This window comes from Rhodococcus sp. 05-2255-3B1 (assembly GCF_002258545.1).
GTDB lineage: Bacteria > Actinomycetota > Actinomycetes > Mycobacteriales > Mycobacteriaceae > Rhodococcoides.
Genome location: NZ_NOZC01000036.1, coordinates 634,976 through 657,134, shown reverse-complemented (window position 1 = coordinate 657,134; position 22,159 = coordinate 634,976). Strand labels below are relative to the sequence as shown.

At 66.2% G+C, this 22,159-nt stretch carries 18 protein-coding genes; 16 read left to right on the top strand and 2 right to left on the bottom strand.

Features of this window, described 5'->3' with window-relative positions; all coding sequences use genetic code 11:
- The first annotated feature begins 21 nt into the window (after positions 1–21).
- Positions 22–3,768: a chromosome segregation protein SMC gene (gene smc / locus CH249_RS23880; RefSeq protein ID WP_256988444.1), complete on the top strand. Its 3,747-nt coding sequence runs from the start codon at positions 22–24 to the stop codon at positions 3,766–3,768.
- Positions 3,769–3,784: 16 nt separating this feature from the next.
- On the opposite strand, the gene CH249_RS23875 is transcribed toward smc, so the two are convergent.
- Positions 3,785–4,417, bottom strand: coding sequence for a pyridoxamine 5'-phosphate oxidase family protein (locus CH249_RS23875; protein ID WP_045195605.1), 633 nt, complete (start codon positions 4,415–4,417; stop codon positions 3,785–3,787).
- A 104-nt stretch (positions 4,418–4,521) separates the two neighbouring features.
- Between CH249_RS23875 and ftsY the strand changes: the two genes are divergently transcribed.
- From ftsY to trmD, 12 genes are all read left to right on the top strand, one after another.
- Positions 4,522–5,874, top strand: a complete 1,353-nt coding sequence (gene ftsY, locus CH249_RS23870; protein WP_094682948.1) for a signal recognition particle-docking protein FtsY — start codon at positions 4,522–4,524, stop codon at positions 5,872–5,874.
- A 202-nt stretch (positions 5,875–6,076) separates the two neighbouring features.
- Positions 6,077–7,366 (top strand): ammonium transporter, encoded by a 1,290-nt coding sequence (locus CH249_RS23865; RefSeq protein ID WP_176459326.1) that lies wholly within the window; start codon positions 6,077–6,079, stop codon positions 7,364–7,366.
- Between the two features lie 72 nt (positions 7,367–7,438).
- Positions 7,439–7,777, top strand: a complete 339-nt coding sequence (locus CH249_RS23860; protein ID WP_019664269.1) for a P-II family nitrogen regulator — start codon at positions 7,439–7,441, stop codon at positions 7,775–7,777.
- Complete coding sequence (locus CH249_RS23855; protein WP_032398350.1) at positions 7,767–10,298, top strand: [protein-PII] uridylyltransferase; 2,532 nt, start codon at positions 7,767–7,769, stop codon at positions 10,296–10,298. Before CH249_RS23860 ends, CH249_RS23855 begins: the two co-directional genes overlap by 11 nt.
- Before the next feature lie 257 nt (positions 10,299–10,555).
- Positions 10,556–11,500 (top strand): M23 family metallopeptidase, encoded by a 945-nt coding sequence (locus tag CH249_RS23850; RefSeq protein WP_045199891.1) that lies wholly within the window; start codon positions 10,556–10,558, stop codon positions 11,498–11,500.
- Positions 11,501–11,630: 130 nt separating this feature from the next.
- Complete coding sequence (gene ffh / locus CH249_RS23845) at positions 11,631–13,190, top strand: signal recognition particle protein (RefSeq protein ID WP_032398352.1); 1,560 nt, start codon at positions 11,631–11,633, stop codon at positions 13,188–13,190.
- Between the two features lie 19 nt (positions 13,191–13,209).
- A complete protein-coding gene (locus tag CH249_RS23840) occupies positions 13,210–14,316 on the top strand; it encodes an amidohydrolase family protein (protein ID WP_094638054.1) in 1,107 nt (368 codons plus the stop codon).
- Complete coding sequence (locus CH249_RS23835) at positions 14,313–15,143, top strand: type II CAAX endopeptidase family protein (RefSeq protein ID WP_179273221.1); 831 nt, start codon at positions 14,313–14,315, stop codon at positions 15,141–15,143. Before CH249_RS23840 ends, CH249_RS23835 begins: the two co-directional genes overlap by 4 nt.
- A gap of 187 nt (positions 15,144–15,330) precedes the next feature.
- The gene (gene rpsP / locus CH249_RS23830; RefSeq protein ID WP_032397793.1) at positions 15,331–15,807 is read left to right on the top strand and encodes a 30S ribosomal protein S16; all 477 of its coding nucleotides are present in this window, start codon (positions 15,331–15,333) and stop codon (positions 15,805–15,807) included.
- Positions 15,804–16,046: an RNA-binding protein gene (locus tag CH249_RS23825; protein ID WP_027496687.1), complete on the top strand. Its 243-nt coding sequence runs from the start codon at positions 15,804–15,806 to the stop codon at positions 16,044–16,046. Before rpsP ends, CH249_RS23825 begins: the two co-directional genes overlap by 4 nt.
- Positions 16,047–16,060: 14 nt before the next feature.
- Positions 16,061–16,603 (top strand): ribosome maturation factor RimM, encoded by a 543-nt coding sequence (gene rimM / locus CH249_RS23820; RefSeq protein ID WP_045195597.1) that lies wholly within the window; start codon positions 16,061–16,063, stop codon positions 16,601–16,603.
- A 3-nt stretch (positions 16,604–16,606) separates the two neighbouring features.
- Positions 16,607–17,287, top strand: coding sequence for a tRNA (guanosine(37)-N1)-methyltransferase TrmD (trmD, locus tag CH249_RS23815; protein ID WP_094682862.1), 681 nt, complete (start codon positions 16,607–16,609; stop codon positions 17,285–17,287).
- A 5-nt stretch (positions 17,288–17,292) separates the two neighbouring features.
- Here the strand turns inward: trmD and CH249_RS23810 are convergent, their stop codons facing one another.
- Positions 17,293–18,246, bottom strand: coding sequence for a serine hydrolase (locus CH249_RS23810; RefSeq protein WP_094631787.1), 954 nt, complete (start codon positions 18,244–18,246; stop codon positions 17,293–17,295).
- Between the two features lie 68 nt (positions 18,247–18,314).
- On the opposite strand from CH249_RS23810, the gene CH249_RS23805 reads away from it, so the two are divergent.
- The 3 genes from CH249_RS23805 (at position 18,315) to rplS (ending at position 22,105) form a co-directional block, all read left to right on the top strand.
- Positions 18,315–20,669, top strand: a complete 2,355-nt coding sequence (locus CH249_RS23805; protein ID WP_179273222.1) for a Tex family protein — start codon at positions 18,315–18,317, stop codon at positions 20,667–20,669.
- A 107-nt stretch (positions 20,670–20,776) separates the two neighbouring features.
- Complete coding sequence (locus CH249_RS23800) at positions 20,777–21,631, top strand: hypothetical protein (protein WP_032398353.1); 855 nt, start codon at positions 20,777–20,779, stop codon at positions 21,629–21,631.
- A gap of 132 nt (positions 21,632–21,763) precedes the next feature.
- Positions 21,764–22,105, top strand: coding sequence for a 50S ribosomal protein L19 (rplS, locus tag CH249_RS23795; RefSeq protein WP_027496692.1), 342 nt, complete (start codon positions 21,764–21,766; stop codon positions 22,103–22,105).
- Positions 22,106–22,159: the final 54 nt, after the last annotated feature.

The following is a 22,159-nucleotide window of genomic DNA, read 5'->3' as shown; positions in this document are numbered from 1 at the left end:
TGCCGGTAAAGTACGGACGCTATGTATCTCAAGAGTCTGACGCTGAAGGGCTTCAAGTCCTTTGCTTCGGCGACGACTCTTCGTTTCGAGCCCGGAATCACCTGTGTCGTCGGCCCCAACGGCTCCGGCAAATCCAATGTCGTCGATGCCCTGACCTGGGTGATGGGTGAACAGGGCGCCAAGGCGTTGCGCGGCGGGAAGATGGAAGACGTCATCTTCGCGGGCACGTCGGGTCGAGCCCCGCTCGGCCGCGCAGAGGTCACTCTGACGATCGACAATTCCGACGGCGCACTCCCGATCGACTACTCCGAGGTCTCGATCACCCGCCGTATGTTCCGTGACGGCGCGGGTGAGTACGAGATCAACGGCAGTTCGTGCCGATTGATGGACGTTCAGGAACTGCTGAGCGACTCCGGTATCGGTCGCGAGATGCACGTGATCGTCGGGCAGGGCCGGCTCGCCGCGATCCTGGAATCGCGGCCCGAGGACCGTCGAGCCTTCATCGAGGAAGCAGCCGGGGTGCTCAAGCACCGCAAGCGCAAGGAAAAGGCCGTTCGCAAGCTCGACGCGATGCAGGCCAACCTGGCGCGGTTGACCGACCTCACGACGGAATTGCGCCGCCAACTCAAGCCTCTCGGGAGGCAGGCCGAGGTCGCGCGTCGCGCGCAGACCGTCCAGGCCGACCTGCGCGACGCCCGGCTGCGACTGGTGGCCGACGACCTGGTGGCCAGGCGCGAGGAATTCGCGAACCAGACCCAGGACGAGGAAGCGGCGCGTGAGCAGTACGCGATGGTGCAGGACGCCCTCGAAGCCGGCTCGGTGGCACTCGGCGAACACGAACAGGCCGTCGCCCGGCTGACCCCCAGCGCCGAGGCCGCCGGGCAGACGTGGTTCCGTCTGTCGGCCCTCGCCGAACGCGTCAACGCGACGGTTCGAATCGCCCACGAACGTGCTCGGCATCTCGACGCCGTGCAATCCACCGGTCGGGGACAGGACCCGGACGAGCTCGAAGCGCAGGCCGATCGAGTCGCCGAAGAAGAGATGGAACTCGTCGAGGCCGTCGAGATGGCACGCGAAACCCTCGAGGCGGCACGTGAGCAGCTGGCCGAGCGTGAAGCCGCCGCTGCGGCCGCCGAGCGTGCCCACCTCGCTGCCGTGCGCGCGGTGGCCGACCGCCGCGAGGGATTCGCGCGTCTGTCCGGCCGAGTCGATACCTTCCGAACCAAGGTCGAGTCGATCGACGCGGAGGTGGCGCGTTTGTCGGTGGCCATCGACGAGGCCCGCGAGCGCGGCGAATCGGCTCAGCGCGAATTCGAGAGTGTGCAGGATCAGATCGGCACCCTCGACGCGAGCGAACTGAGCCTCGACACGCACTACGAGCGAGCCGTCGCCGCACTGCGACATGCCGACGCCCGAGTGACGGAGCTGCAGGCAGAAGAACGCATCGCGGGCAAGAAGGTGGCGTCGTTCGAGGCCAGGATCGAGGCGCTCACGATGGGCCTCGAACGCAAGGACGGTGCCGGGTGGCTGGTGGAGAATCAGCAGGACGGTCTGTCGGGTCTGCTCGCGGGCCATCTCACGGTCGAACCGGGATACGAGATCGCGGTGGCAGTGGCCATGGGTCCGGCCGCCGATGCCGCACACGCCGAATCGTTCGATGCCGCGCGTGATGCCGTGCTGGCGCTGCGTGCGGCCGACGGTGGTCGCGCGTCCATCGTGCACGGCAATGTCGTTGCAGCGCAACCGGTTCCACGTCCGGACCTCCCGAACGGCGCTCGATGGGTGCTGGACCTGATCGAGTATCCGGACCGGCTGGCCGGGGCCATGGCGGCCCTGCTCGACGGTGTGGTCGCCGTCGACTCGCTCGACGCGGCCCACCGTCTGGTCTCCGATTCCGGTGAGCTGCGTGCGGTGACCAAGGACGGCGACGTCGTCGAAGCCGGTTGGGTCACCGGTGGCTCGGACCGTCGTCCGAGCACCCTCGAGGTTCAGTCGGCCATCGACACGTCGACGGTGGAGTTGGCCGCGGCGGTCCGCCGCGCGGAGGAGCTCGACGCGGCGTTGGCAGGCGCGTTGGAAGAACAACGGGATCGGCGCGAATCGGCCGAGCAAGCGCTCGCAGCACTCAACGAATCCGACGCCGCGATGGCCGCGGTGTACGAACAGTTGGGCCGATTGGGTCAACTGGCGCGTTCGGCTCACGCGGAGTCTGCGCGATTGACGACGCAGCGTAGCTCTGCCGAGGCCAGTCGAGAAGAAGCGATCGCGCGGCTGGCCGAGCTGGAAGAGAACCTGCGGACGGCAGAAGACGAGCAATCCGGCTTCGCGGGAGACGGCGAGAGCGGTGACGCTGCGACCACCATGGAACGGGAGATGGCGGCAGCGGCACTGACCGAAGTGCGTGCGGTAGAGGTCGAAGCTCGGTTGAACGTGCGGACCGCCGAAGAGCGCGCACAGTCCGTACGAGGCCGGGCGGATTCGCTTCGACGGGCGGCGCGAGCCGAGCGTGAGGCCAGGGCGCGAGCCGAGCGCGAGAGCGCAGCGCGTCGGCATGCGGCCGCAGTGGCGGCGGCGGTCGGGGAAGCGGGCGAAGAAGTCGCCGCGCGGTTGGCCACGGTCGTTGCGGCCGCTGCCCGTAGGCGCGACGAGCTGTCCGCCGAGCGTGCAACGCGCACAATCGAGCTCGACAAGGTCAAAGAGCAGGTCCGAGCCCTGCAGGGTCAGCTGGCGTCGATCACCGACGCCGTGCACCGGGACGAGGTCGCCCGTGCGCAGGCAGCGCTGCGGATCGAACAACTCGAGACGACGATTCTCGAGCAGCACGGCATCGGCCTCGACGATCTGGTGGCCGAGTACGGGCCCGATGTGGCCCTGCCTCCCACCGAACTGGAGATGGCCGAGTACGAGGCGGCCAAGGAGCGGGGTGAGCAGGTGGTGGCACCTGCCCCGATGCCGTTCGACCGAGCCACCCAGGAGCAGCGCGCCAAACGCGCCGAGCGCGACCTCGCCACACTCGGCAAGGTGAACCCGCTCGCCCTCGAGGAGTTCGCGGCCCTCGAGGAGCGCTACAACTTCCTGTCCACCCAGCTCGAGGACGTCAAGTCCGCCCGTAAGGACCTTCTCGGCGTCGTCGCCGACGTCGACGAACGGATCCTGCAGGTCTTCACCGAGGCCTGGCTCGACGTCGAACGAGAATTCACCGGGGTGTTCGCCAAGCTCTTCCCCGGCGGTGAAGGACGACTGATCCTGACCGACCCGTCGGACATGCTCACCACCGGCATCGAGGTCGAGGCCCGCCCGCCCGGCAAGAAGGTCAAGCGACTCTCGTTGCTCTCCGGTGGCGAGAAATCGCTGACCGCGGTGGCCATGCTGGTGGCCATCTTCCGCGCCCGACCGTCACCGTTCTACGTCATGGACGAGGTCGAGGCCGCACTGGACGACACCAACCTGCGTCGTCTGATCGGACTGTTCGAGCAGCTTCGCGAGAAGTCGCAGCTGATCGTGATCACGCACCAGAAGCCGACGATGGAGGTGGCCGACGCGCTGTACGGCGTCAGCATGCGCGGCGACGGCATCACCACGGTCATCTCGCAGCGGTTGAACCGAGAACGCGTCGCGGTGTCCGCGGCCGAGTCGGACGCAGTGGAGCCGGACGCAGTGGAGCCGCACGCGGTGGAGCCGGACGCCCACGAGCCGGACGCAGCGGAGCCCGACGCACACGAGCCGGAGGCGGCATCCGTCGTCGCCGAACCCGACACCGTCTCCTGAGGTTCGTCCGCCGCAGCTACTGCTTCGGATAGAGCTGCTCCGCGTAGGACGGTCCGTAGTACTCGCGTAGTTCCTCCACCGTCTCGGGAGCCTGCGGAATCAACGCCTTCGTCAGAGTGGCGACATCGGGGATGGCGTCGGCGTCCCACGTCTCGGGCTGCCACAACTTGGACCGCATGAACGCCTTCGCACAGTGGTGGAACACTTCCTCGATGTCGACGACCAGGCACAAGATCGGGCGATGACCCTCGACCCGAAGCTCGTCGAAGAACGGCGCGTCGGTGACCAGGGACGCGCGACCGTTGATGCGAAGGGTGTCGCCGCGGCCGGGGACGAAGAAGTTCAGGCCGACGAACGGGTTCTCGAGAATGTTGCGATAGCCGTCCATCCGGCGGTTGCCCGGCCGCTCGGCGAGGGCGATCGTGGTGTCGTCGAGGACGTGCACCAGACTGCCGGCCGGATCGCCCTTGGGTGAGACGTCGCATCTCCCGCTCGCGTCGGAGGTTCCGAGGAGGCAGAACGGTGAGGCAGCGAGCCACTGCACGTCGAGGGGGTGCAGCGTGCGTCGGTCCTTGTTCGCGGCTCGGAAGCTCGGCGTTCCGAACATCTCGGTCAGCTCGGCGGCGTCACGCACCGTGGTCCACTCCATGACCGTGAATGCTATCGACTCGAACTCCCGGGCGGGAAGCGCTTTTTCGCGGTCGGTGCACCACCGGTGACGAGCGGCCACGATCGCCTGAGAGGATGTTCCACGTGAGTAACCAAGCGTGGATCATCGTCGCGGCGATCGCTGCCGTCCTGCTCGTCGTCCTCGTCGTCGGGCTGGCGCTCTCCCGTCGTCGGAGAGTGTCCCTCAAGTCGGACGAGGCGGCGCGAATAGAGGACGCGGCCACCAAGGACAGATCCGGTGGCTACACCGCGGGCAGCGGTTTCTCGTTCAGTCAGGGAACGGCGACAGCCGAGCCCGTGATCTCGAAGGCCCCCAAGCCGGCCGAGCCGAAGCCGGTGGAGCCGCCGCCGGTGGTTCCCACGGCCGAACCGGTCGAATCGGAGACCGTCTGGATCGAGCCGGAAGTGCTCGAACCGGAGGCCTCGGCGACCGATGTCACCGTCGCCGAGCCTGATGCGCCCGAGCCTCCGGTGGAAGACACCGTTGCTCCTGCGCCTCGACGGTTGGACACCATCGACCCGACCGAGGGCCGTCTCGATCGTCTCCGTGGACGGCTCGCACGATCTCAGTCCGCGGTGGGCAAGAGCCTGCTGGGACTGCTCGGCGGCGGCGACCTGGACGAGGATTCGTGGGAAGAGGTCGAGGACACGCTGCTGATCGCCGATATCGGGTCGGCGACCACCGCGGAGATCATGCGGACGCTGCGTGAGCAGATGGCGGCCCGCAGTATTCGCACCGAAGCCGATGCCAGGGCCCTGCTGCGCGAAATTCTCGTGGCGCAGTTGCACCCCGAGTTCGACCGGTCCATTCGTGCTCTGCCACACGACGGTGCCCCCGCGGTGTTGCTGGTGGTCGGAGTCAACGGCACCGGCAAGACCACCACCACGGGCAAACTGGCTCGGGTCCTGGTCGCGGACGGGCGGCGGGTGCTGCTCGGTGCCGCCGACACGTTCCGCGCTGCTGCGGCCGATCAGCTGCAGACCTGGGCCGAGCGAGTGGGTGCCGAGGTGGTTCGCGGCAAGGAGGCAGCGGATCCGGCTGCGGTCGCCTTCGACGCGGTGAGCAAAGGGATCGAGAACGGCGTCGATGTGGTTCTCATCGACACCGCGGGACGGTTGCACACCAAATCGGGTCTGATGGACGAACTGAGCAAGGTCAAGCGTGTCATCGAGAAGAGGGCCCACGTCGACGACGTTCTGCTCGTTCTCGACGCAACCGTGGGCCAGAACGGACTGACGCAGGCCCGTGTCTTCGCCGAGATCGTGAACATCACAGGTGTCGTGCTGACCAAGCTCGACGGAACCGCGAAGGGTGGCATCGTTTTTCAGGTGCAGCGTGAGCTCGGAGTGCCCGTCAAGCTCGTCGGTCTCGGGGAAGGTGCCGACGATCTGGCACCGTTCGAGCCCGGTGCGTTCGTGGACGCGCTGCTCGGCTGATCGACCCCGCAGGGTGGCCTGCGAAACGGGGAAAAAGCACAAACGCCAGCACGAAACCTTTTTGCAACAGAATCCGGTCATGCGTTCACATGCCCGAAACACCCGAGTGTCACGGATGAAACCTCGTGAAACCACTCTTCTTGCTTAACGGCGCGCCAACCGGTGTGCAGGAGAATGGAGGGTGTACGTGAGTCCCGAGGATATGTTGGCCAACTCCGGCAACGCCGCGTGGATGCTGATGGCAGCATCGCTGGTACTGCTGATGACGCCGGGCTTGGCGTTCTTCTACGGCGGTATGTCGCAGCAGAAGTCCGTGTTGAACATGATGATGATGTCGTTCGGAGCAATGGCCGTCGTCTCGATCATCTACTTCCTGTGGGGCTGGTCGATGTCCTACGGCACCCAGGACATCGGCGGAGTCTTCGCCAACCCGTTCGAGTTCTTCGGACTCAAGGATTCGATCACCGACGCGGACGGCAACTACATCGTCGGAGCTTGGGGCTACGCCAACGTCATCGACGTGGCATTCCAGGTCACCTTCGCCATCATCACGGTCGCACTGATCAGCGGCTCGATCGCAGGCCGCGTCAAGTACGGCACCTGGCTCGCCTTCGCCGGTATCTGGGTCACCCTCGCGTACTTCCCGCTCGCACACATGGTCTGGGGTGGCGGACTGCTCTCCGGATCCGAGAACGGTCTTGCGGCAATGATCTTCGGCACCACCGACGACGGTGAAGGCGGACTCGTCGCCAACGTCGCTCCGATCGACTTCGCCGGTGGCACCGTCGTGCACATCAACGCCGGTATCGCCGGTCTGATTCTGGCGATCATCATCGGCAAGCGCGCCGGCTTCGGCAAGGTCGCCTACCGCCCGCACAACCTTCCGTTCGTGATGCTCGGCGCAGCTCTGCTGTGGTTCGGCTGGTTCGGATTCAACGCCGGTTCCGCCTTCGCGGCCGACGGAATCGCCGGTGTGGCCTGGGTCAACACCACCGCAGCCACGGCAGCCGCCATCGTGGGCTGGCTCATCACCGAGCGCATCCGCGACGGACACGCCACCAGCCTCGGCGCCGCCTCGGGCATCGTTGCAGGTCTGGTCGCGATCACCCCGGCCGCAGGCGCACTCACGCCGGTCGGAGCCATGATCCTCGGTGTCATCGCCGGTGTGCTCTCCGCACTGGCCGTCGGCCTGAAGTTCAAGTTCGGTTACGACGACTCGCTCGACGTCGTGGGCGTTCACCTCGTCGCAGGCCTGTGGGGAACCATCGGAATCGGCTTCCTCGGATCCGAGACCGGCCTGTTCTACGGCGGCGACTACAAGCAGCTCGTCGTGCAGATCGTCATCGCACTGTTCGCGCTGATCTTCACCGCCATCGTCACCGCGGTCATCGCGTTCGCGCTCAAGCCTCTCGGCTGGCGTGTGACGGACGAGGAGGAGGCGAACGGCATCGACGAGGCCGAGCACGCCGAGACTGCATATGATTTCGCCTGACAAGGTAGAGATAGACGTGAACGCTGCACCGTACGACAACGGGCACTCGAGGTCTTGTGAAGGGAAGCAAAAATGAAGCTGATCACGGCAATCGTCAAACCGTTCACCCTGGAGGACGTCAAGACGGGGCTGGAGCAGGCCGGCGTACTCGGAATGACAGTCAGTGAAGTTCAGGGTTACGGCCGCCAGAAGGGCCACACCGAGGTGTACCGAGGTGCCGAGTACTCGGTGGACTTCGTCCCGAAGGTCCGCGTCGAGGTAGTCGTCGACGACGCCGCTGTGGAGAAGGTCGTCGAGGTCATCGTCGAGGCTGCACGCACCGGCAAGATCGGTGACGGCAAGGTCTGGGTTTCCCCGGTCGACTCGGTCATCCGAGTCCGCACCGGAGAACGTGGCGCTGATGCACTCTGACCCCAAAGGGTCTCGGGCCGTGGGCCCCGGTTCTGGCGCGAAAGCGTCAGGATCGGGGCCTTCGGTCTCCACGGGCTCCGCATCGAAGGGCACGAGCGATGCTGCAGCAGATCTCGCTCGGGCCAGAAAACAACTACTCGACGGCGGAACACGCAATCGTCGACTCGATGCACCCTCGCTCCGGCAGGCTCTGGTCGATCTCCACGAGTTCTGGCTGACCACCAAAGGTGCCGAGCTCGGGATCAAACCGGACTCCGGCTTCGCGATCGTCGCTGTCGGCGGTCTTGCTCGTCGTGAACTGCTGCCCTATTCGGATCTGGACCTGATCCTGCTGCACGACGATCTCGAACCACGCATCGTCTCCGATGTCGCCGACAAGCTGTGGTACCCACTGTGGGACGCGCACATCAAGCTCGATCACAGTGTGCGCACGGTGCCGCAGGCTCTGCAGGTCGCTGCAGCCGACATGACGGCATCCCTCGGAATGCTCGAGGCGCGTCACATCGCCGGCGACGTCGAATTGAGCAATCTTCTCATCGGCGGCGTACGTCGCCAGTGGCGCAACGGTATTCGAGGGCGTTTCGACGAGCTGATCGAGCAGACCCGCGGACGGTGGTCGCGCAGCGGTGAGATCGCGCACCGCGCCGAACCCGATCTCAAGAGCGGCCGCGGGGGACTGCGTGACGTCCAGTTGCTCGACGCCCTCTCCATCGCACAGTTGACCGACGGTATGCCCGGGCTCGGACCCGAATCACCGGGTGGCGGTTTGGCGTTCGCGCACGGACGCCTGTTGGACGTGCGCACCGAACTGCACCGCGTCGCCGGTCGAGCACGGGATCAACTGCGCGCGCAGGACGCCGACGAGATAGGTGCCGCGCTGCGCATCGGGGATCGCTTCGATCTCGCACGAGTGCTGAGCGATTCGGCTCGCACCATCAGCTATTCGGTGGACGTCGGGTTGCGAACCGCAGGCAATTCGTTACCGCGACGGGGTCTTTCGAGACTGCGTCGAGTCCCGGTCAGACGCCCGCTGGACGAGGGAGTCGTCGAACACGGCGGCGAGGTCGTTCTCGCCCGCGACGCTCGACCGAACAAGGATCCCGGCCTGATCATGCGAGTCGCAGCGGCGTCGGCCCAGACCGGAATGCCGATGTCCGCCTCGACCCTGAACCGGCTGTCCGACAGCGCCCCCGAACTTCGGGAACCCTGGCCCAAGGAAGCACTCAACGATCTGCTCGTGTTGCTCGGATCGGGTCGCAAGGCGATCGCGGCGATCGAGGCGTTGGATCGAACCGGACTGTGGGGCAGGCTCATTCCGGAGTGGGGCGCGGTACGCGACCTACCGCCGCGAGATGCGGTGCACACGTGGACGGTCGATCGACATCTGGTCGAAACCGCAGCCTACGCAAGCGCATTGACCACCCGCGTTGCGCGTCCTGACCTGTTGGTGCTCGGCGCACTGATCCACGACATCGGCAAGGGACGCGGCGGCGATCACAGTGTCGTCGGCGCAGATCTGGCCATCCAGATCGGCAACAGGCTCGGCCTGTGGCCCTCCGACGTGGCACTGCTGACGGCGATGGTGCGATACCACCTACTGCTGCCGGAGACCGCCACCAGACGCGACCTCGACGACCCCGCAACCGTGCAAACCGTCGTCGACGCGCTCGGTGCCGACACGATTCTGCTGGAGCTGCTTCACGCACTGGCAGAAGCGGATTCGCTCGCCACCGGCCCCGGGGTGTGGGGTGACTGGAAGGCCTCGCTCATCCGTGAGCTCGTGCGTCGGTGCAGATTGGTGATGGCGGGGGAGAGTCTGCCCTCACCGGATCCACTCGACCCGGCGCACATCGAACTCGCCGCGCGGGGAGGCGTCCACGTCGACATCGCGCCGACCGACGGGCTGCACACCTTCGTCGTCACCGTCATCGCCCCCGACACGCCCGGGCTGCTGTCCGATGCCGCGGGAGTCCTCGCACTGCACTCGCTGCGCGTGCTCTCGGCCTCTCTCGGAAGTCACGAGGGATCGGCGATCAACTCGTTCGACGTCGCGCCGCTCTTCGGATCCCCGCCGCAGGCCGGTCTGCTGCGGCAGGAGATCATCCGCGCTCAGGCCGGCGAACTCGACCTCGTCGCCGTGCTCGACGCCAAGGAACGCGACGCAAGAGCCGACACCGTCGAGGACGACGCAGAGGATTCGGCCGTCCCGGTTCTCTACGCTCAAGCTCCGCCTCGGGTGCTCTGGTTCGACGACAACGAACCAGGTCAGGTGGTACTCGAGCTACGAGCTGAGGACCGGCTCGGTCTGCTCTGCCGATTGGCCAGCGCGATCGAACAGCAGGGATCCGACATCCGGTGGGCACGCGTGTCGACCCTGGGCAGCTCGGTGGTCGACTCGTTCTGTATCGACCTGGCGGGAGCAGACAGCAGGGCGGTGCGCGAGGACCTCGAGCGAGCGATCCTCGCGGTCGTACCCGCCCCCGAACCGCCCAAGCCTCCGGAAAAGCCGGAAGGCACCTGACCGCGGGTCGGAATGCGACAGCAGACCGACTCGCGCTGGTGACTTCTCACGAACTTCCGGCCGACGGGACTGCCGCCGATGCCGATTTGTTACATTCGTCCCCACGCAGAAACGACACTCTCAGCCGTTCCTGCACACTCCACACTGCTCGAACCACATCGTTCCTGCTGGAACCATGTCGTTCCTGCAGGCTCCGCACTGCTGGAACCACGTCGTTCCTGCAGGCTCCACTCCTGGTCATTCGAGAGGCACGAACTGTGGGATCCCACCGACGGTCGACCGTCCACACACCGACCGACTTCGCAGCGCGTCCCACGGGCGGCAGGCACCGCGCCGTACCGGACAGCCCCGTCGTCGGTCGACGGGCGGCCACCATCGTCGCCGCGACCGGCGCGATCGTCGTCGGCGCGACGTCGATGGGTGCAGGCACCGCCGCGGCCGCGCCGATTCCGGAGCCACCCGCAGCCGGACTCCCGTTCGCCGTACCGGAGGGACTACTGCCCGCTGGATTCGAGCTACCCCAGTTCGAGCTACCCCAGCTCGAGATCCCGCAGTTCGTACCCCCACAGCTCGCGCCCCCGCTTCCGCCGTCGCAGCCCGCACCGCCCGAGGCCGCGCCTGCCGAAACCGCGCCCGCTGCGGAACCAGCACCCGCACCGACCTCCGACCCACTGGCCGCATTCGGAGCCGATCCCGGCGCTGCCGCCCAGCAATGGCTCGACGATGTCGGCCTGGGGCAGCTGGGAGCCGGTGTTCAGTCACCCCTCGAGAGCCTGCGCTCGCTGAAGAAGGGCACAGTGCAGCCCGTGGCAGGGGTGTTGACCTCCAACTTCGGCTCGCGATGGGGCACCCAGCACAGTGGCCTCGACATCGCAGCACCCATCGGAACGCCCATCTACGCCGCCGCCGACGGCACCGTGTCCGACGCAGGACCGGCATCCGGCTTCGGTCTCTGGGTCAAGGTGCGGCACGACGACGGTACCGAGACGGTCTACGGACACGTCAACGACTTCTCCGTTCATCCCGGCCAGCGTGTGTCGGCCGGTGAGCAGATCGCCACCGTCGGCAACCGTGGCCAGTCGACAGGCCCACACCTGCACTTCGAGGTGCACGATCCCTCCGGCGTCAAGGTCGACCCCGCGCAGTGGCTCGCCACCCGGGGTGTGGCAGTGACGTGGAACGATTCCGCGCGCAACGCCTGACCGGTCGGCATCGACACGTTCGACACGACAGTCGAACGCCCCAGCGACGACGAGGCGTGCTGCCGCTAGTCTGGTGACCGTGCCGGATTCGGCTCGTTTTCGGTGATCGGCTAGCTCAGGAGTGCAATCGGTGTTCGAATCCCTTTCCGACAGGTTGACCGGGACTCTCAAGGACCTGCGTGGCAAAGGTCGACTGTCCGGCGCGGATATCGACGCCACGGCCCGTGAGATCCGTCTGGCCCTGCTCGAAGCGGACGTGGCACTGCCCGTCGTACGTGAATTCATCAACCGCATCAAGGTCCGGGCCAAGGGTGCCGAGGTCTCGGGCGCGCTCAACCCGGCCCAGCAGGTCGTCAAGATCGTCAACGAGGAACTGGTCGGCATCCTCGGCGGCGAGACTCGCAGGCTCGTCTTCGCCAAGAACCCGCCCACGGTGATCATGCTCGCCGGTCTGCAGGGTTCGGGTAAGACGACGCTGGCGGGCAAGCTCGCGAAATGGCTCAAGGGCCAGGGCCACACCCCACTGCTCGTCGCGTGCGACCTTCAGCGTCCCGGTGCCGTGAGCCAGCTGCAGATCGTGGGCGAGCGCGCCGGTGCCGCCGTCTTCGCGCCGCACCCCGGCACGTCCATCGGCGGCGGCGACAATGCACTCGGAGTCTCGGCAGCGGATCCCGTCGAGGTTGCCAGGGCCGGCATCGCCGAGGCTCGCAGCAAGCAGTACGACGTGGTCATCGTCGACACCGCAGGTCGCCTCGGCATCGACAGCGAGCTGATGAATCAGGCCGCGGGAATTCGCGACGCGGTCGAGCCGGACGAGACACTGTTCGTTCTCGATGCGATGGTCGGTCAGGACGCCGTCAGCACCGCCGAGGCGTTCCGTGACGGCGTCGGCTTCACCGGTGTCGTACTCACCAAGCTCGACGGCGATGCCCGGGGCGGTGCTGCGCTGAGCGTCCGCGAGGTCACCGGCCAGCCGATCATGTTCGCGTCGACCGGTGAGAAGCTCGAGGATTTCGACGTCTTCCACCCCGATCGCATGGCGAGCCGCATCCTCGGCATGGGCGACGTGCTGAGCCTCATCGAGCAGGCCGAGCAGCACTTCGATGCCGAGCAGGCCGAGGCGACGGCCAACAAGATCGGCTCGGGGCAACTCACGCTCGACGACTTCCTCGAGCAGATGATGGCCGTCCGCAAGATGGGGCCGATCGGAAACCTGCTGGGCATGCTGCCCGGTGCCGGCCAGATGAAAGAACTCGCCAACGTCGACGAGAAGCAACTCGACCGGGTTCAGGCCATCATCCGCGGCATGACGCCGCAGGAACGTACCGACCCGAAGATCATCAACGCGTCACGACGGTTGCGTATCGCGAACGGTTCGGGCGTCAAGGTCTCCGACGTCAACCAGCTGGTCGACCGGTTCTTCGAGGCTCGCAAGATGATGTCGGCCATGGCCGGTCGGATGGGCATGCCGGGCGCGCGCAAGCAGGTACGGAACAACAAGAAGGGTAAGAAAGGGAAGAAGGGCGCTCGCGGTCCGACGCAGCCGAAGATCCGCGGTGGATTCCCCGGCATGCCGGGTGGAATGCCGGCGGGAATGCCCGATCTGTCGTCCATGCCCAAGGGCCTCGACCAGTTGCCGCCAGGGCTGGAAGGCATCGACCTCTCGCAACTGAAACTGCCCAAGAAGTAAGCGCGCGCACGTGTCGGCCATGCGGGTGCGGGGCCGCGGACTGCCGGACGGGACGGAGATCGACCTCTGGATCGAGGGCGGTGTTCTGTCCACCGAGCCCATTGCGGATGCGGATTTCGTCCACGACGGCGGGTGGGTCCTGCCCGGCCTGGTCGACGCGCACTGCCATGTCGGGATCGAATACGGCGGGGGACACACCGACCTGATCGGGTCGATCCGACAGGCCGAGACCGAGCGAGGCGTCGGCGCGCTGCTGCTGCGCGACGCCGGGTCCCCGGTCGACACACGCGCCCTGGACGAGTACGAGGACCTACCTCGCATCATCCGAGCGGGCCGCCACATCGCATCACCCAAGCGATACATCCCGGGTCTGGCGATCGACATCGAGGACGAATCGCAACTGCCCGAGGCGGTGGCTCAGCAGGCCCGGTTCGGCGACGGCTGGGTCAAGCTCGTCGGCGACTGGATCGACCGCTCGGTGGGAGATCTCCGGCCACTGTGGAACGACTCGATCCTCGTCGACGCCATCGCTGCCGCCCACGCCGAGGGAGCGCGGGTGACAGCCCACGTGTTCGGCGAGGATGCTCTGCCCGGTCTGATCGCGGCGGGAATCGACTGCATCGAGCACGGCACCGGTCTGACCGACGAGACCGTCGAGATGATGGTCGACCACGGCACCGCTCTGGTACCGACGCTGATCAACATCGAGACGTTCCCCGGCATCGCCGATTCCGCCACCCGGTATCCGGTCTACGCCCGGCACATGCGGGCGCTCCACCAACGCGTCGCCGCCACCGTCGGACGAGCCCATGACGCAGGCATTCCCATCTACGCAGGTACCGATGCCGGTGGATCGATCGCGCACGGACGCATCGCCGACGAGGTAGCCGCGCTGGCCGCCGTGGGTCTCTCTCCGACCGACGCGCTCGGTGCTGCCTGCTGGGACGCCCGGTCGTGGCTGGGTCGGCAGGGACTCGAGCACGGCGCGCCCGCGGATCTGGTCGTCTACTCCGACGATCCGCGAGGGGGACCGGACGTGCTGGCCGATCCGGAGCTGGTGATCCTGCGCGGACGCGTGACCGATCGGCGCGGCCGCACGACGAACGGGCCGGTGGGCCGAGGGTGACCGATCCGAGAAGCGATGCAGGACAGCCCGATCCGAACCGACCCAGCTGGGCCGCAATGGCACCGATGAATCGAATCGAGCAGCAGGGTTCGGGGTTGTCCGAAACCTACTGGCGAGCCGAGCAGGCCGCGCTCGAACGCAGAAGCGGTCAACGGTGGGGACTGCCGGCCGCGGCGCTCGTGCTGGGGCTCAACCTGGCGGGATTCCTGATACTCGGGCTCGTCGTGACGTCGGACGCCTCGGCCGTCTTCGTGGTGGGCATCATGATTCCGAGCCTTCTCGCTGCGGGCGTGGCGGTGGCCGTCTCGATGACCCGAGGAAACGGACCCGTCGTCGACTTCGGCCTCCCCAGGTCGACCCCCGAGTTCCTCGGTCACCTCCGATCCGGGTTGGCGTGGGGTGGCGTCGCGGTGGTCGGTGGCCTCCTGCTGGCGCTGATTCTGTTGTCCGGTATCGAGTTGGACGATCCGATGCCGCTCGGCGACGTCACCGACACGACCGTCGGCTGGAAAATCGCTCTGGCCGTGTGGATCTGGCTCGGTGCACCGATCTGCGAGGAAACGATGTTCCGCGGCATGCTGTGGGGAGCACTCGAGAAACGCACCCGCCCGATGCCCATGGCCTGGTTGGGCAATCGATGGGTCGTCCTGGCGATCACCGCGGTGGTGTTCGCGATCTGGCACCGCGAGTGGTGGCGCTTCGTGGTGCTGCTGTGGGGTGGATTCGCGATCGGCATCGCACGGATGCGTTCCGGTTCGATCGTCGCGTCGACCACGGCGCACTCGGTGAACAACACCCTCCCCGCCCTGGTGGTCCTGTTCGCGTGAGGTGAGGGGTCCACAGGCCCGATTCACCGATCGAGCCGCCCGTCTGGCACAATGAACAGCTGTTCGCCCGTCTTCCGGTTACGTACCGCGCGGCGGTCACAACAACCCTCAACGCAAAACCGGGCTCGCATGCCGTGCGAACCGCTGAATTGCGCCGTGACCAACTTTCGAAAGGCTCCACCAGAACATGGCTGTCAAGATCAAGCTCATGCGTATCGGCAAGATCCGCACCCCGCACTACCGCGTCGTCATCTCCGATGCTCGCACCCGTCGTAACGGCCGTGCGATCGAGACCATCGGCACGTACGAGCCCAAGCAGGACCCCAGCGTCATCGAGATCGACTCCGAGCGGGCTCAGTACTGGTTGGGCGTCGGCGCACAGCCGACCGAGCCTGTCGAGGCACTGCTCAAGATCACCGGTGACTGGCAGAAGTTCAAGGGCCTCCCCGGTGCCGAGGGAACCCTCCGCGTCGCCGAGCCCAAGCCCTCCAAGCTCGACCTGTTCAACGCAGCGCTGGCGCAGGCCGACTCCGAGCCGCAGGGCGAGGCCACCACCGCCAAGAAGAAGAAGGCTCCGAAGGCCGACGACGCCGCCGCGGAGACCACCGACGCTGCAGCAACCGAGACGGCAGACGCGCCGGCCGCCGAGGCTGCTGAGAAGTGAGTGCCGTTGTCGCCGATGCCGTCGAACATCTCGTTCGCGGCATCGTCGCCAATCCCGATGACGTTCGCGTCGAGATGATCACCGGCCGTCGTGGCCGCACCGTGGAAGTCCACGTGCACCCCGACGATCTGGGCAAGGTCATCGGCCGTGGCGGTCGTACCGCTACGGCGCTGCGCACGCTCGTCTCGGGAATCGGTGGTCGCGGCATCCGTGTCGACGTGGTCGACACGGACCAGTAGGTCACGTACCCATCATGGAGCTGGTCATCGGCCGTGTCGCGAAGTCGCACGGCATCAAAGGCGAAGTCGTCGTCGAGGTTCGCACCGACAACCCCGACGACCGCTTCGCCGAAGGAACCGTTCTCTCGGGCCGCAGGCCCCGATCGAACGCGGAACCGGCCTCGTACACAGTGGAAGCCGTCCGGGAACACTCCGGACGGCTTCTGCTGCGTCTGAACGGTATCGACGACAAGACTGCCGCTGACCAACTGCGCGGCATATTGTTCGTCGTCGAATCCACCGACCTACCGCCGTCCGACGATCCGGACGAGTACTACGACCACGAACTCGAAGGCCTCACGGTGATCCTGACCGACGGCACCGTCGTCGGAACGGTCCGCGAGGTCCTCCACTCCGCAGCGGGGGAGCTGCTCTCCATCACGCCGAGTCCGGGCTTCGGCGAAGCCACCCGCGCCGAAATTCTCGTGCCGTTCGTAGCGGCCATCGTGACGACGGTGTCGTTGGCCGACAAGACGATCGAGATCGATCCGCCCGAGGGTCTGCTGGATCCGGAGTAGATCGTGCGCCTCGACGTCGTCACCATCTTTCCCGAATACCTCACGCCGCTCCGAACTGCGTTGCTGGGCAAAGCAATCGACCGCGGCCTCGTCTCGGTCGAGGTTCACGATCTGCGGTCGTGGACTCACGATGTGCACAAGGCCGTCGACGATTCGCCCTACGGCGGCGGGCCCGGAATGGTCATGAAGCCGACAGTGTGGGGCGACGCACTCGACGACGTGCTCACAGACGATGCTCTCCTCGTCGTCCCGACCCCGGCCGGCGTGCCGTTCACCCAGCGGACAGCCGAGCGATGGTCCTCCGAGCAACATCTCGTATTCGCCTGCGGCCGATACGAAGGCATCGACCAACGCGTGTTCGACGACGCCGCGCGTCGCGTGCGTGTCGAGGAAGTCAGCATCGGCGATTACGTGCTCATCGGCGGCGAGGCGGCCGTCCTCGTCATGGCCGAGGCCGTGGTGCGACTGATGCCGGGGGTTCTGGGCAATCAACAGTCTCATCAGCAGGATTCGTTCTCCGACGGTCTGCTCGAAGGACCGAGCTACACGCGCCCCGCTCGGTGGCGCGATATCGACGTTCCGTCGGTGCTGCTCTCGGGTGATCACGCGAAGATCGCAGCGTGGCGTCGAGAGCAATCATTGGACAGGACCGCCGAGCGTCGTCCGGACCTGCTGCAGGACTGACGAAATCAGCTGACGGTGCCGTCGGGAAAGAGCATCGAGACGAATCCGGTGAGAGTTTCCCTGGCGTGCAGTGCGCTGGCGTCGTCGCTGACGTCGACGACGGCGGTGTCCGGATAGCTTTCCATGTCGTCCGCGTAGAAGATGTCCTCGCGTGAGGACAGAGCCAGAACGTAGCGGTTGTCGACACCGATCGTGCCTGTCGACAGGTGGACCCACCGATCGGACACGCAGCACATCCAACCCTGTTTCACAGCATGCACGCTCTCTCCGGGAAGACCGTCGACGATCCCGAAATGCTGCTTGTAGCCGTCCGCGGCGATCGGTGCCGAACGCCGCAGCATTCCGATCACCACGTCCGTCGATGCAGTCGTCAAACCGCCGCTGCCGCCCAGCAACCCCGCGTAGTAACCGACCAGGTCACTGGGCGTGGTCTCGGTGTTGTACCACTGGTCGTCGCCGGGAGCTGTGGTACTCGTCAGGCCGTAGCGAGCTGCGACCGTGCGCACGATGTCGGACGAGCCGTAGCGGTACCAGAGCGTGTACGCGGCGTTGTCGTCGGACAGCTCGAGCATGCTGGTCATGGTGGCCAGATCGTCGGCGGAGACCGGGCGGTTCTCCGACTGCGCTCGGAACAACACCTCGTCGGCGATGAAGAGCTTGGACACCGACGCGGTTTCGACCTGAACATCGGCATTGCTGCTGTAGTAGGAGCCCGTCTGACGATCCAACAGCGCGAAATCCACATCGGCGCCACGGGCCCGGGCCGACGCGATCGCCATCGGGATACGAGCTTCGAGGGCGACGCCGTCGACCTTGTCCATATCGGGAAAGGGCGATGCCGACGTCTCGGCGGTCTCCTTCGACGCGGAGTCACCGACCTGATCGTCGGGAGGAACCGAACAGCCGACCAGCAGCAGGGAGGCGCAGGCTGCAGCCAGGAATCGAGACAACCTGACCATCCGCGAAACTCTCCCACACGTTGAACCGCCGACCGACTCGTCCCACAGTAGCGGTAGGGTCCATCGCCGTGACCACTGCTCTGAAATCTGTGAACAAGCGCATAGCCGAAGAACTCGACGTTCGTGAAGAACAGGTTCGTGCCGCCGTGGAATTGCTCGACGGCGGGTCGACGGTCCCGTTCATCGCGCGCTACCGCAAGGAAGTCACCGGCACCCTCGACGACACGCAGCTGCGTCAGCTCGACGAGCGGCTGCGGTACCTGCGCGAGCTCGACGAGCGCAGAGACGCCGTCATCGAGTCCATCCGCTCGCAGGGCAAGCTCGACGAAGCGCTCGAGCAGTCGTTGATGCTGGCCGACACCAAGGCTCGCGTCGAGGACATCTATCTGCCGTTCAAGCCCAAGCGCCGAACCAAGGCTCAGATCGCACGGGAGGCCGGGCACGAGCCCGTCGCCGACGCCCTGTTCTCCGACCCCACCACCGACCCGGCCCAGTTCGATCAGGAGCAACTCGACGGCGCGCGGGCGATTCTCGTCGAGCGTTTCGCCGAGGACGCGGATCTGGTGGGTGAACTGCGCGAACTGATGTGGACGTCCGGCAAGCTCGTCGCGTCCGTTCGCAAGGGCAAAGAGCAAGAGGGTGCCAAGTTCTCCGATTACTTCGAGTTCTCGGAACCGTTCACCAGGCTGCCCTCGCACCGCATCCTCGCCACGCTCAGAGGCGAGAAGGAAGAAGTACTCTCGCTCGGCTTCGAGCCCGAGCGAGACGAACCGACCCCCGGCGTCCCGAGCGTCTACGAGGGTCGGATCGCTACCAAGTTCGGGATCGCGAATCGAGGACGGCCCGCCGACAAGTGGCTGCTCGATACCGTCCGATGGGCGTGGCGTACCAAGATGCTGGTGACCGTCTCCCTCGATACCCGCATGCGACTGCGCCAATCGGCCGAGAAGGACGCCGTCGACGTGTTCGCGAGCAACCTCAAGGACCTGCTGCTCGCCGCGCCCGCGGGCAACCGCACCACGATGGGCCTGGACCCGGGCTTCCGTACCGGCACCAAGGTCGCGATCGTCGACGCCACCGGAAAGGTCGTCGACCACGACACCATCTACCCGCACAAACCGCAGGGCAAGTGGGATCAGGCGGTGGCCACCCTCGCCGGACTCGCCGCCAAGCACAAGGTCGAACTGATCGCCATCGGCAACGGCACCGCATCGCGTGAAACCGACTCGCTGGCAGCAGAATTGATCGCCAAGTTCCCTGCCGCCAACCTGACCAAGGTGGTGGTGTCCGAGGCCGGAGCGTCGGTGTACTCCGCCTCCGCGTACGCCTCGAGCGAGCTGCCCGAACTGGACGTGTCGATCCGCGGTGCCGTCTCGATCGCCCGCAGGTTGCAGGATCCGCTGGCCGAGCTGGTCAAGATCGATCCGAAGTCCATCGGCGTCGGGCAGTACCAGCACGACATCTCCGAAACTCTGCTGGCCCGATCTCTTGGCGCCGTCGTCGAGGACGCGGTGAACGCCGTCGGCGTCGACGTCAACACCGCGTCGGTACCGTTGCTCTCGCGGGTCTCCGGTATCGCCGGCTCTCTTGCCGAGAGCATCGTGGCACACCGTGACCAGAACGGTCCGTTCTCCAGCCGCAGCACACTCAAAGACGTTCCGCGGTTGGGGCCCAAAGCTTTCGAGCAGTGCGCCGGATTCCTCCGCATCTCAGGGGGAGAGGATCCACTGGACCGGTCGAGTGTTCACCCGGAGGCATATCCCGTTGTGCGCCGCATCATCGGCAAGGCCGGCGTCGGGGTGCGCGAGGTCATCGGCAACACAGCACTGCTGCGCGGGCTCGACCCCGCCGAATTCGCCGACGACCGATTCGGTCTGCCCACCGTCACCGACATCATCTCCGAACTCGAGAAGCCGGGCCGCGATCCACGTCCGGAGTTCAAGACCGCGACCTTCGCCGCCGGTATCGAGAAGGTCGCCGACCTGGTGCCCGGCATGACGCTCGAGGGAGTCGTGACCAACGTGGCGGCGTTCGGGGCGTTCGTCGACGTCGGTGTGCATCAGGACGGGCTCGTGCACGTCTCGGCGATGTCGCACAACTTCGTCAAGGACCCGCGTGAGGTCGTCAAGTCCGGTGACGTCGTTCGCGTCAAGGTGATGGAGGTCGACATCCCCCGTCAGCGCATCGGTCTGAGCCTGCGGCTGGACGACGAACCCGGCGCGTCCGGCGGCAAGGACGCCGGACGCGGACAGCAGGGTGACCGTCCGCGAGGCCAGGGACGGGGCGCGGGCGCACATCAGGCCGGCCCTGGACGAGACGCACGCCCGCAACGGGATCGTCGTACGGCCGGGGGCGCTGGTACGGCGACACCGGCTGCCGGTTCCATGGCCGACGCGTTGCGGAAGGCGGGATTCGGAAAATAGCGAACGGTTCCTCGGTCGATGCTGCCCTGGGTGGTCCCGGACGCGAATAGGGTGAAACGCGATCACCGGTCGTTCGGCAGGAAGGACGTGAGGCACACGTGAGGTGGTTGCAACACGGGGTCATCGATCACGGCCGCCTGCCGCTGCTGTGTTTCCTGCTGGGGCTGTTGGCGGGGTTCCTCCTGATCCGCCTCAGCGTCAGAATGATTCGCGCAGACGTGAAATGGTGGCCGGGAAACATCACGCCCGGGGGTCAGCACATCCACCACGTCGTGTTCGGAATCGTGCTGATGCTGCTGGCGGGGATCGGCTTGATCGCGGTGTACGTCGACGGTTCCGAGCCGGTCGGCGCGGCGTTGGCGGCGATCTTCGGCATCGGCGCCGCTCTCGTCCTCGACGAGTTCGCGTTGATCTTCTATCTCCGTGATGTCTACTGGTCCGAACAGGGCCGCACGTCGGTGGACGCCGTGTTCGCGGCAGTGGCGTTCACCGGCCTGCTGCTGCTCGGCTTCCACCCCCTGGAGTTGCTCAGCCCGGCCGACTTCCGGGCCGATCCCGACCCGTGGGTGCGTGGCACCCTGGCGGTGTTGGCCCTGGCCAATCTCGCGCTCGGTGTCATCGTTCTGCTCAAGGGCAAGATCTGGACCGGACTGCTCGGGCTGTTCGTCCTGCCGATCCTCGTTCTGGCCGCAGTGCGGTTGAGCAGGCCGAGCGCACCGTGGGCGAGGTGGCGCTACACCACCAGGCCGAAGAAGATGGAACGCGCTCTGCGCCGAGAGAAGCGGTGGCGACGGCCGATCATCCGGGCCAAGATCTATCTCCAGGACGCGATCGCCGGGAAGCCGAGCATCGTGCACGCACGCGAGGCCACCGAGGACGAATTGGCGCGGACGGTCCTACCTGCGCCGATGGCGAGCGAGACGGCGTCGAGCCGAGAAGCGCCGATTTCGTCGAACGCCTGATGGTCTGGCACAATGGTCGGGTTGCCTCTAGCAGGCACGGACCTCACTCGGAGTACGAACCAGTCGAGCCGTTGCATCAGCGAGCCGCTCGGTTCCTCTACTCATGCGCAGAACGCAAGGATGGCACAACCGATGAACACTTTGGACTTTCTCGACAATCAGTCGCTGCGTAGCGACATCCCCGATTTCCGCCCCGGCGACACGCTGAACGTGCACGTCAAGGTCATCGAAGGCTCGAAGGAGCGCATTCAGATCTTCAAGGGCGTCGTCATCCGACGTCAGGGCGGTGGCGTTCGCGAAACGTTCACGGTCCGCAAGGTCTCGTTCGGCGTCGGCGTCGAGCGCACCTTCCCGGTGCACAGCCCCAACATCGCGCAGTTCGAGGTCCTCACCCGTGGTGACGTCCGTCGCGCCAAGCTCTACTACCTCCGCGATCTGCGTGGCAAGGCTGCCAAGATCAAGGAAAAGCGCTGACCGGTTCCGCCCGGACACTTCAGTTCACACCATGCCGCGTTGCCCGTCAGGGCG